Here is a 10,827-nt window from a genome sequence, read left to right on the forward strand (position 1 = left end):
CACCCCAGAACAGGGAATGCCTGATGGAGCAGTACCGCACATTGCTGGAAGTGCGTTTCCGCGATGACGACGGCCAGGAAGCCCCCTGGCAGCGCTACGACGAGGTGATGGATCCCTACTACTCGTACGCCCCCCGCAGCGAGCATGAGTACGTAGATGACAGCGACTGGCTTCCGGGCAGTGTCCAGGAACTCGCCCAGGACGATCTCAGGGAGGCTCTCGGCATCGTCATCGACGAGCAGTACCTCGTGCGCGTGGTGCGTGATGGTCCGATGGATGTGCGGGTGCGGCTTGTGGAAGGCGGCTCCGGCGACACCACGGACGACGTCGTTGCCGTGTGCACGCCGTCCCCGGAGGAGGAAGCCCGGGCGTATCTGGAGGCTGCCCTGCGCGGCTACGACGACGTACGGGACGACCTGCGCGGGCGGCTGCTGCAGGCGCACCGAGCGGGTGTCGATGGGGACAAGCTCATCGGCGAGGCCGCTGGGCGGATCGAAGCCACCGAAATCCGCGGCCTGTTCGAGGCAGACCGGCTGGCTGAGGCCGCCCGCGCCGTCGTCGCCGACTGGGAAGACCCGGAAGAGAGGACGGTCGTGAGCGTCGAGAGGGACAACTCGGTCGTTGTCCTGTTGCGGACCTCGTTCCGGCAGGAGAACAACTACGAGGATATGTGCCGCAGCGACGGCGAAGGGTACGAAGACTGCGAGGACGGCGACTTCTGGGGTTACAAAGAGGGCGTACGTGACGCCGAAGCACTGCTGCAGTTGCTGACCGAGCACTACACGGTCACCTGCGGCGACCGCCCGGCGGCGGCGTCCGACCTGGCCCCGCTGGATCCCCACCAGTGGGGACGGGTAAGCATCGCTCCCAAACCGGGGGCGGCGTGGGCGCCGTCCACGCCCTCGCCCTGACGCATCGCCCGGCGCGGCGGAGGGGGCCCTGGGCGGGGCAGGAGGTACGCACTGCCCCGCCCAGGTCGGCTCCCCGCCGCTCCCCCTCGTTTAAGGCAATTGCCCTGCTCAGAAGGGGTTCTCTGCCGAGACGGCGCGCTGCGGGTGGGCAAGCTGGGACACTTGGGCGAGTTGCAGGGCCAGTTGGCGGCGATGCACGTCGTTGGTCGGGGCCACACATTTACGGACGGCCAGGCCGCGGTCGAGCGGGTGGAATCCTGCAGCCTGCACCAGGCGGCCCCCCACTGAGTCCTCGGTGTCGACATCCGCGGCGGCAAGGCGGCACCCCGCACCGAGGAACTCCACTGCCTGGGCGGCCAGGTACGCGCCGAGCCCGAATCCCCTCCAGACCTTCTCCAGTTGGACATGGAGGAGAACCAGCAGATCACCGTGTCCGTGCAGGCCGAGTTGACGCATCTCGCTGTCCGGGTTCTCCCAAGCAGCGAAGACGTCTGCGGCCAGGCGGCCGAGATGGTACTGCTCGCCGTGCACGCTCCCCAGGATGGAGTCCTCCTGCCCCCAGTCCAGTCGTGCCAGCGCCAGCCGGCCGATCTGCCCCAGCACGGGGTCCAGGTCGTCATCCGCCGGCCGGTGGTGCACGCTCACGCTCCACCACTGAGCGTCCTCATGTACCCACCAAGGCGACAGGCGTTCCGGCTCGCAGGAGAACTCCAGCTTCAAATCTCCCGGGTTTCCGGGCAGTTGCAGCGGATCGAGAGGGCCGATCCGCCGTGGAACGCCGCGTCGCGCACCGATCGGCTGCGTGCGAGGCCTGGGGGCCACGGCGCGCTGGAGACGTTCCCGGTCAGCGTTGATCTCTGGCGTTTTCTCTTCGTAGTACCAGTCGTCGACATCGTCGGGGTCGGCGAGGTGGAGCTGCTCGGCGAAGTATTGGGCGTGCGCGACTGCGGGCAGGCCGACCGCGGCCTGCATGAGATTTGTCATGAGGTCGCCTTCAACATGATGCATCCAGTCCCGCTCCTGGCGGTGGCACTCGGCGAACAGGCTGGTCTGGGCGCGGACGGTCTCGGCGCCGCCCGCAATTGTGTGCGCATCGCACAAGGTCCGGTAGCGGGTGGGCCTTTGAGGGCACCGTGGCTGGTCACAGAGCCGGTGAGCATCGCCCCATGGCTCCTCTGGGAGATGGAAGCGCCGCCAGGCGTCGCTAATGACGACGCCGTCCGGGCCGACGGCCTCGACGGAGAGGCTGCGCTTCTCGGCCTCCAGCCAACCCTCTGCCAGAAGGTTGATGACGGCCAGAACGCTCGCGCGGGCGACCTCAGTTCCAAGGATGGCCGAGTGATAGACCACAGATCCGCCGCTGCGGTGCGCCGGAGTGTGGGAGGACTCTTCGATGAGGTCCCAGGCCGAGAAGGGAGCGGGGAGGGGGTCGTCGGGCGGTGATGCGAGCGGTCGGGCTGGTGTAGTGCTGTTCATGGTGTGGCTCCGTTGCGGTGTGGGGGCGGGAAGGATCAGAGATGCTGCATGGGCGGGCAGGCGCAGTGCGAGCACGGCTCGCCGTCAGCGACCTTTCCGGGGTGGCACGACCAGTCGTGTCCGCACGCGCAGAGCAGCCCGCCGTGGGCAGCGGAAAGGGGCACACTGTGCAGGCCGCACTGTCCGGCCGGTGCCGCCCTACAGGGCGGGCAGCCCTTCGGGGAGGCGTTCGAGCGTTCCCGGGTCAGGCCGGAGCGGCCCTGGTTGAGGATGATGTCGGTCAGTTCGTGTTCGAGCCATGCCCGAGTTGGGGGTCTTGGCGATCGGCCAGCTGCGGAGTCCCGCGGGGTGTCTCGAACAGGACGGTGTCCCCCTGCTGCGCCTTCTTCAGGACAGCTGCGAGGCGGTCAGCGAGTTCGGCGCCGGGCGCCGGGCGGTCCCCTGTGGCCTTGCGGGCGTGCAGCAGGCGTCAGGCTCGGACGTATCGTCAGCCTGCCGGTCAGGTCACCGCCGTCGGCGCCCTCCCCGGGGCTGGTGTGCCAGGGACACGTCGTGCTGAGCCGACTGACGTACCAGGTGCGGAAAGCCAAGGGATGGGCGGTGCCTCGCGACCGCCCCCAGTCGACCGCCCAGCCGCACGCCTGCTCCAGCGGCGTCCAGGCGACCTGCGCCGCAGCCATGGCTACGGCTGTGGCTGTGGCTGTGTGTCGGCTCAAGCACGGGCGAGGCGGTCTACGGCGCGGCTTGTTCTTCTGTGTCCGTCCCATGTCTGCCCCTCAGAAAGATCGAGGTTAGAATCCTCAGATGACTGACCTGAATACTTGGCCCTTCATGGATGTATGGAGTCACGGGGACCTGCTTGTACAGCAGGGGAGGCTGGTAATCGATCGCCCTGGCGGTACGCCTCACCCGAAGTTCCCCGAGTTCGTCTACCCGTTGGACTACGGCTTCATCGTAGGGACGCAGGGCGGGGACGGAGAAGGCATCGACGTCTGGATCGGTGCCGCCCCCGATGAAAGGGTAACCGCCATCGCCTGCACGATCGACCCGTTCAAGAAGAACGCCGAACTCAAACTCCTATGGTCCTGCACTCCCGAAGAGATCCGGCAGGTCGAGGAGTTCTATGCCCCGCAGCCACAAGCGGGCCTGGTGATCCGACGCCCTTCATAGTCAACGGTCCGCATGATTCCAACGGTTAGCATCAGCAGAACCTGCCTCACGAATTAGATCATCCATTCTGAGAAGCATCGACTTGATGGAATCCCTATTGATGTAGCAACTGTCATAAAAGAGTCTGGATTGGGCGTCCTGGCCGTAGGAGCGAATCATTAGACCAAAGCGAAGAAGTGTAGAAGCAACCCGATCATCAGGGAGGAATACTCGATTCCCTGTGAAGCCTCCAGCCAGCTCCCTGGAATCCACCTCCGAAGCCGCCTTGCGATAGTTCACGAAATGGTCGAAGGATTCGAAAAGACCATCACTGGAATCGGCGATCAGTTCGCCGACCGCAACAGGATCATAAGAACTGTGCCGCGGCATCCGTATAAGGAATCTCCAAAGTTCCCTAACCGCCCCGGGGAAGTCGGTGGTCGCCGATACCAGTGCCACTCCTTGCTGCGCTATGGTTCCGACATATTCATCACCTAGGCGCCCGGACCGGTTGGCAGACGTGACGATCATAGGAAATCCGTCACCTTTGGTCATTTCCAGAAGCGCCTGACCGAAGGCCGCCATGAAGATGGCCGACTCCCATACACCCCACTGCTCTGCGGTCTGCTGGGCGATCTCGCCGAGCGACTTCGAATACAGCGAGACTCTTGGAAACCTGTCCCCGTCGACGTGCGATCGGGACTCCCCGCGGGAGAGCGGTGGAAACCTGCGCAAGGAATCCTTCCAGTGAGCTAACGCCTGAGTCAGGAACTCCTTTCCGGAAGTGGAATTCTCATATTTCGCCCGGTCCAGCGGCTGATATGGAGAGTTCGATAGGAATAGTTTCCTACCTGTCCCCAGCAGCACATTGAAGTCGCGCTCCAGAATTCCCACAGCAGTCGCATCCGCCGCTACATGCGATATTGCACCGCACACCCAGCGGGGACGCTTCTCCGGACCCAACAGTATGCGAAATCGGGCAGGCCATTCATGGGTGAGGTCAAATCTGCGGCCGGAGAGTTCTCTGACGTGACCCCACGAAAGTGACGGGTTGCACTGATCGTATATTTCTCCCTGCTCGTGCGGGGTCTCCGGGAGCTCCCGTAAGGAGATCTCGTACTCTCCAGTGCGATGAACGACCTGCAGGGGACTTTCCACCGTGCCGGTTATACGTGTGCGCAGCGCCTCATGCCGCTCGACGAGTCGCTTCAGCCCGTCTGTAATTTTCTGTACCGTCACACCATCCGCAACGTTCCACAGGAACGGGATGTTGAATCGCGCATCCTCAGGAGCGATCTTGCATATGCTGATCCACTGCTCGCGCTGGCCCCAGGTCATCGGCCCAGTTCCAGATCGGTCGCCATGGAAAATGAAGTCAATCTCTTCCATTCAACCCTCCTGTCCTGGTGCAGACATACAGGCGGCGACCTGCATCCACAGGTTGCGCGGGGATGCGAAGGTGCGAGCAGTGAGGCCCTCGTCCGGGAAAGTGATCCCATACGCATCTTCCAGCGCGACTAGGAGTGCCACCGATTTGAGGGAATCCATGCCCAGGTCCGGCAAAGAGGCGTCCGGTTCCAGCGGCCGGCCCGGATCCAGTTCAGCAAGGTTCTCCCGGAGAATCTTTTCAAATCGATCGTCCCACGGAGCCTGTAGGGGCAGCGGCATGCGAATCTCCTTCCCATCGACTGATCATAAGTTTATGCAAAGCGGCAGCTGACCTGGAAGACCCTTTTCAACCGCCGACCTTTCTCACGTCAGGCGACAGTTCGTCCTGGCGATCACCACCGCTGAGCGCGAGAGCTCTCGACTGGCGGGCAGGACCGCTCGCCAAGTGGGTGGCGGCGGCCACCAGGCCGATCACCAGGCACGCAATCCACAGTGCTGACGAGGAGGCGTCCCCCAGCAGCAGACCGCCCATGACCGGGCCGGCGAAGACGGCGCTGGAGAAGGCAAACATCGCCACCCCCTGGTATCGGGCACGCTGATCCGGCGGGCTCAGTTCCAAGAGAGCGGCCGGCGCACACGACGTCCCGATGATCTCCCCTACGGACCAGATGCCAGCAGCGATGACGTAGACATAGGGGGCATCGGCCAGCGCGACGCAGCCGAAACCGATGCCAACCAGAACCGCCCCGAGGGCCATGGCAACATGCTTGCGGAGTCCTCCCATCGCCTTGATCAGGAGCGGCTGGAAAAGAACGATGACCATGAAGTTCGCTGCCATCAATGTGCCGTAGACGTGGAGCGAAATGTCGTCCGCGCGGATTGCCAAAGGAAGGGAGAATGTCTTCTGCGAAAGGATCAGAGCGATGAGGAACCCGCAGAGGGCGAACACGAGTAGGACTCGGTCCCCCAGGATGCGTACTGTGCTGCCGCCTCGCTTCCGTTCTCCGGTGGAGAGCGGCTGTCGGTCCTTGACAAACACAAGGATGAGAAGTCCCGCCAGAGCAGTCGTGAGCGCATCGACCGAGAAAGTAAGCCTGAAGTCAACGGTGGCCAACATCCCGCCGGCCACTGACGCGCCGGCTAGACCAATGTTGGTCGCCCAGGAGAGCAGCGAGTAGGCACGCACTCTGTCATTAGGCTCCACCAGCTCACCTACGATCGTGAACAGTGGCGCGCGTGCCGTGCCGTTCCAGTACGAGGCAAGAACGACCAGGACCGCGATGACCGGCCAGTAGGAGACGAAGGCGACCCCGAGGACCGAGAGGGCAGTCACCAAGTATGCCGTCACCAGGGTGCTCTTTCGACCCCAGCGGTCTGCGCAGAGGCCGCCTGCCAGAATGCCGATGGAGTTCGCCCCGCTGGCGCAGCCGACGATGAGTCCTACCGTCGACGCCGAGAGTTGACGCTCAGCAGCCAGATAGAGCGAAAGAAGAATGACCAGAAACGCGCCGAGCTGATTCACGAGTGTCGAGAGCCAGATCAGCCAATACTCCCTGGGCAATCCGGAAAACACTGACCGTAACGGCAGCTTGGACTGCTTGCTCGCCACTAACTTCCCTCCGGAGTTGCTGGCGAAACAGCTTGTTTCGGCCATTCGCGACGGATTCACGCCATGCCCAACAATCATCGGCCACAGTCGGCCGTCTTTCTGTATCCGAACACTCCGCCCCCTGATGCGCGGATTCGCTTTTACTCAACACATGTACTCGCCAAGCGTCCACCCCGACAACGGTATTGTGATGTGCATCACACGACCCTAAGCCCCCTTGACGGTCATAAGTTGGGCATGCAACATTCGATCTTCGGTAAGCGCTATCTATGAGTGCTGGCCCAGGCGCCACCAACCTGCCTGGGTGAAGCGGTCGGAGTTGCTTCCGATCAGCTCTTCCCGCTGCGTTGTGATTGCTCGCGCTCGGCTCTTCGACTCGGCGAATCCGAGTTTCCTGCCGGCCGTTCCAGCACAATCGAGTTCGACTCTTGCGCACGGCTTTACGTACTCGCTGCACTATTGCGCCACGTGTCAAATTTTTCTACTTTCACGCACCGCAGCACCTCGCCCCTGGTGATAGGAGTGCAATGGGAATCACTGGCCTGCCTGAAAACGTCAGGCGCGAGGCTCACCTGGTCCACGCCATGGCCAGGCTGGACTGGAACGACGAACTGGATTCCGCCGTCCGCAGTATTCTGGCCGGCCCGGAGCCCATCGACTGGGCGTATCTGGTGGACCAATGCCTCAGGCAGCACGTCATGCCCCTGGTCGGTCGCAATGTCAGCCGACATCGATTGTGGCACTCGGGCGATGGCAACTATTTGATCCCGTACCCGTGGATCTTCTCAGCGGCCTACGAGGCGAACCTACGGAGGAACCGCTCGTTGTTCCGCGAGTTCGCGACGATCTTCCGGGAGCTCAACAAGGCAGGAGTCCGGTACGCCGTTCGCAAGGGCCCCGTACTGTGCGAGTCCATCTATCGGGACGTGGGCATCAGGCGCATGAACGACCTCGACCTGCTGGTCGAGAGGGACACCGGGGCTGAGAAGGTACTCGCGGATCTGGGCTACGCCCAGGGCATCGTGGCCGAGAACGGCTGCTCCGTGACGCCTTACGCCAGGAGCACCAAAGCGTTCTGGGCTCTGCACGTGAACAACAAGCTCCCTTACAAGAAGGTCACAACCGACCCGGACGTCGTGTACTTCGAGGTGGACCTCTGCGTCGACCTCTATCAGAAGAATTCTTCTGGGGCAGCCGACATGGATGCCATACTGGATCGCGCCGTCACGATGGATATCGGCGGTGAGCCTGCTTATGTGCTGGCCCCCGAGGACCACCTGCTCGATTTGTGCCTCCATCTCTACAAAGAGGCGGTCAGTCTCCTGACCATCGAGTGGGGAAAGGACCTGACGCTGCAGAAGTTCCTCGACGTTGCTACATCATTGAAACGTTCCAGCAGGGAGACCCTCAGTAATTTTTGCGACGCCGCTCAGAACGGCGGAGCCAGGGACGTACATTTCGTACTGCACCACACCCGAACGCTCTACCCCGACGCGGTCCCTGACTTTCTAATCGAGGCTCTGGCACCCGACAGCATGGATCACTTGGACGAGTACGGAAGCCTCGACGGCAAGACAGCTCGCTGGGCGTCCGGCTTCCTGGAACGGCTCTTCGACTCGAACCGTGAACGCCTGGTAGCGGAGAAGTCCACTGTTCCGCACCGATGATGCGAGAGCCGTCATTGCATCAGCACATCAGGAACAGGGAGCAGACTCATGTGGACGTCACGCGAAATGGAGAACTGCGCGTCCTTTCTGACAGGACGTGACTCTCAGGACTGGCGCAGGGTGATCACATCGCTGGAACGCACAGCCGGCCTGCTGGCCGATCAAGCGGAGACCATTCGGCGCGACGTGGACACGACGTCGGTCGCGCACGTGGAGAACGCCTTCCCCAGGTGGCTCTGCGACATCGTCGACACCGGCCTGAGGGACGACCCGCGCATCGTCACGGAACGCGTGGACACTCCGAACGGGCGATGGAGTATCGACTTGATCGACAACTCCTACCAACCGATCGGCGAATCGGACGCCGACGACCCGTTCTCCGTGCTCTGCCTGTCACCGGCCTTCACGACGTTCCTGGCTGACGCGACCGGCTTCACGGAGAAGGTCGTGACCACCCGGCGGTGGGTGAACCGATACGCGGAAGGCGATGCGATCGCGCCGCACGACGACACGACAGGCGATTTCCAGGTCATGATCTGCCTCTCGGCACCGCCATCCGAGTTCGGGGGGACCCTGGTGCTTGAGAACGGCACCGAGGTCGACCTGCAGCAGGGAAGCGTTCTGGTCATGCAGCATGCGGGATTGGTCCACTGGACAACCCCGATCGCCTCAGGTGCTCCACGCCCCCGGGCCACCGCCACGTGCCGGTACTACGTGGAGAACGGTCGGCTCCCGCACAGCAAGGTGCTGCCGCACACCGTTGCTGGGCCACGTACGGGTGTCCGGTCCGGTGGTGCGTGAGCCGGCGGCTGGGACTCACCGGCCCCATCGGCGTCGGCAAGGACACGGTGTACCGCGAGGTCGCCGCACTCATCGCGGGCCACGGCACCGCAGACAGTGTGCGTATCGGTCACCTGGTCATCGCGGACCTCGAAACGGCCTTGGCCCAGGATCCTGAGCTGGATCGCACCGCGCTGACAAGACTGCGCGCCCTCCGGGGCCAGATCGGCTTGTCCGCTTATGACGCCGAGGGCTCGGTGCGCCAGCTGGATCCCGGGAGACGGCGAAGTGTTCTCCAGTGGTGGGGTGCCGTACGGCGGGCTGAACGTCCGGACTACTGGCTCACCGCTCTCGATCAGCGCGTACGCGCCAGCACAGCGGACCTGGTGTGTGTTCCGGACGTGCGGACCAACGCCGAAGGAGAGTTGCTGCGCATCGCCGGCTTTCTCCTGGTGGAGCTCTGGGCTCCGGAATCCGTGTGCGCTCAGCGGCAGCGGCACAGGGACGGCGAGCAGGTGTCGCGTGCGGTGCATGACCAGGACGAACGGCTCACGGTCGGCGCCGCCCGGTGCCATCTGCGGGTCGAGAACGTGCGCAGCCCGCGGGACGCGGCCCTGCGCATCGTCGAGAAGCTCCGCCATTGGGATGGCGAGGGCTGACCGCGAAAGACATAACACGTCGAACGAGCGAAGGAGAGAATCGATGGCTGATCAGCTCCCGCTGATCCAGATCACTTCTGCGAGCGCCGCACGTGCGCAGGAGGACAGGCTCCGCCCGGTGGACCATCCCCAGCCTGCCGTCATGTGGAGCCGAGACGTGCCGGTCTCGGTGAACGATACCTATGGGGACCCGTTCATACCCGAGCAGGTGGACAACACCGTAGCGAAGATCAACCTTTTACAGACGCAGAAAACTCCCATCGCGATCTTCACCAAGGCCGGACCGGACGAGTACGTTCTGGAGCGGTTACGGGACGTGGTGAAGCCTGAGAGCATCATTGTCTTCTACTCCCTGACCGGCCTCGACGAAGGCGGAATCACCTACGCCCAGCGCGAGGAGATGATCGGGCGGCTCACGGAGATCTTCCCCCATGTCATGGTTTTCGCTCGCCCGATCATCCAGGGACGCAATGATCACGAGGAGAACCTCCGCAGAGTTGTTGGTGTGGCCAAGGGCCAGGGCCTGCCGTTCGTGCTGGGCGGCCTCCATGACCCGAACAAGAAGAAGGTTCTCGCCGGCGATGTAGAGCAGCAACTCTTGGACCTGTGCGACCGCGAGGGTGTGCCGTCCTTCTACAAGACCAGCTGTGCGGGAGCGTGGGTCACCGGACTCGACTGCTGGGTGCACGACGTCGGGAAACTCCGCAACCTCGACGTGGCCGAACAACTCGGCTACGACTTCCGCGCGGACGACGGGGTTCTGGTCCTGCGCAAGGGAACCACCGGAGACATCAATTTCCTGCGCATGCTCTGCCGGGCGGATGTCTTCGTCGAAGAGGTGGTGAGCAATTACAACGTCCTCACCCTCCCCCTGGCCCCTGGAATCCTTCTGGAGGCGACCTCAAGTTGGTTCGCCTGGTCGGAAAACATCGAAACGTGCCTCGACTGCGACTACTGCATCATCGTTCAGATCGAATACCTGCGTCGTAAGCGGGTGAGCGTGGGAGTGCACCCCTCGCGGCTGCTCGAAGTCGTGGACCGGCAGAACGGGGAGTACACGCACAAGCGTCTGCGCGGCACCAAGATCAGCCGCAAGGTCGACCGGTCGACACTGCACCGCTATGCCGACATGCGGACGACGAAGCCGTGCCACACTCTGCGGTACGAGCCCCTGTCGTGACGCGGAG

At 63.3% G+C, this 10,827-nt stretch carries 10 protein-coding genes; 6 read left to right on the forward strand and 4 right to left on the reverse strand.

Annotated elements, in window-relative coordinates; all coding sequences use genetic code 11:
* The first annotated feature begins 23 nt into the window (after positions 1-23).
* Positions 24-911, forward strand: coding sequence for a hypothetical protein (locus tag PYR72_RS00335; protein WP_275453249.1), 888 nt, complete (start codon positions 24-26; stop codon positions 909-911).
* Between the two features lie 108 nt (positions 912-1,019).
* On the opposite strand, the gene PYR72_RS00340 is transcribed toward PYR72_RS00335, so the two are convergent.
* On the reverse strand, positions 1,020-2,387 hold the full coding sequence (locus PYR72_RS00340) for a hypothetical protein (protein ID WP_275453250.1): 1,368 nt from the start codon (positions 2,385-2,387) through the stop codon (positions 1,020-1,022).
* An 804-nt stretch (positions 2,388-3,191) separates the two neighbouring features.
* On the opposite strand from PYR72_RS00340, the gene PYR72_RS00345 reads away from it, so the two are divergent.
* On the forward strand, positions 3,192-3,557 hold the full coding sequence (locus PYR72_RS00345; protein WP_275453251.1) for a hypothetical protein: 366 nt from the start codon (positions 3,192-3,194) through the stop codon (positions 3,555-3,557).
* On the opposite strand, the gene PYR72_RS00350 is transcribed toward PYR72_RS00345, so the two are convergent.
* The 3 genes from PYR72_RS00350 to PYR72_RS00360 all read right to left on the reverse strand — a co-directional run bounded on the left by PYR72_RS00350 (position 3,558) and on the right by PYR72_RS00360 (position 6,534).
* Positions 3,558-4,925 (reverse strand): condensation domain-containing protein, encoded by a 1,368-nt coding sequence (locus tag PYR72_RS00350; RefSeq protein WP_275453252.1) that lies wholly within the window; start codon positions 4,923-4,925, stop codon positions 3,558-3,560.
* Entirely contained in the window at positions 4,926-5,204 is a 279-nt protein-coding gene (locus PYR72_RS00355) for a phosphopantetheine-binding protein (protein ID WP_275453253.1), read from the reverse strand.
* Positions 5,205-5,271: 67 nt separating this feature from the next.
* Complete coding sequence (locus PYR72_RS00360; protein ID WP_275453254.1) at positions 5,272-6,534, reverse strand: MFS transporter; 1,263 nt, start codon at positions 6,532-6,534, stop codon at positions 5,272-5,274.
* Positions 6,535-7,061: 527 nt separating this feature from the next.
* Here PYR72_RS00360 and PYR72_RS00365 point away from each other — a divergent pair.
* The 4 genes from PYR72_RS00365 to PYR72_RS00380 are packed head-to-tail and all read left to right on the forward strand — an operon-like array spanning position 7,062 to position 10,820.
* Complete coding sequence (locus PYR72_RS00365; protein WP_275453255.1) at positions 7,062-8,201, forward strand: nucleotidyltransferase family protein; 1,140 nt, start codon at positions 7,062-7,064, stop codon at positions 8,199-8,201.
* Between the two features lie 48 nt (positions 8,202-8,249).
* Positions 8,250-9,002, forward strand: a complete 753-nt coding sequence (locus tag PYR72_RS00370; protein ID WP_275453256.1) for a hypothetical protein — start codon at positions 8,250-8,252, stop codon at positions 9,000-9,002.
* Positions 8,999-9,640 carry a hypothetical protein gene (locus PYR72_RS00375; protein WP_275453257.1) on the forward strand — a complete coding sequence of 214 codons (642 nt, stop codon included), beginning with the start codon at positions 8,999-9,001 and terminating at the stop codon, positions 9,638-9,640. The genes PYR72_RS00370 and PYR72_RS00375 overlap by 4 nt, the downstream gene beginning before the upstream one ends.
* Positions 9,641-9,683: 43 nt before the next feature.
* On the forward strand, positions 9,684-10,820 hold the full coding sequence (locus PYR72_RS00380) for a hypothetical protein (RefSeq protein WP_275453258.1): 1,137 nt from the start codon (positions 9,684-9,686) through the stop codon (positions 10,818-10,820).
* Positions 10,821-10,827: the final 7 nt, after the last annotated feature.

Origin of the sequence: Streptomyces sp. VNUA24 (genome assembly GCF_029167005.1) — a bacterium.
GTDB lineage: Bacteria > Actinomycetota > Actinomycetes > Streptomycetales > Streptomycetaceae > Streptomyces > Streptomyces scabiei.

Excerpts from the sequence above, each read along its gene's own strand:
- PYR72_RS00335 (WP_275453249.1), top strand. The coding sequence starts at position 24 with ATGGAGCAGTACCGCACATTGCTGGAAGTGCGTTTCCGCGATGACGAC.
- PYR72_RS00340 (WP_275453250.1), bottom strand. The coding sequence starts at position 2,387 with ATGAACAGCACTACACCAGCCCGACCGCTCGCATCACCGCCCGACGAC.
- PYR72_RS00345 (WP_275453251.1), top strand. The coding sequence starts at position 3,192 with ATGACTGACCTGAATACTTGGCCCTTCATGGATGTATGGAGTCACGGG.
- PYR72_RS00350 (WP_275453252.1), bottom strand. The coding sequence starts at position 4,925 with ATGGAAGAGATTGACTTCATTTTCCATGGCGACCGATCTGGAACTGGG.
- PYR72_RS00355 (WP_275453253.1), bottom strand. The coding sequence starts at position 5,204 with ATGCCGCTGCCCCTACAGGCTCCGTGGGACGATCGATTTGAAAAGATT.
- PYR72_RS00365 (WP_275453255.1), top strand. The coding sequence starts at position 7,062 with ATGGGAATCACTGGCCTGCCTGAAAACGTCAGGCGCGAGGCTCACCTG.
- PYR72_RS00370 (WP_275453256.1), top strand. The coding sequence starts at position 8,250 with ATGTGGACGTCACGCGAAATGGAGAACTGCGCGTCCTTTCTGACAGGA.
- PYR72_RS00380 (WP_275453258.1), top strand. The coding sequence starts at position 9,684 with ATGGCTGATCAGCTCCCGCTGATCCAGATCACTTCTGCGAGCGCCGCA.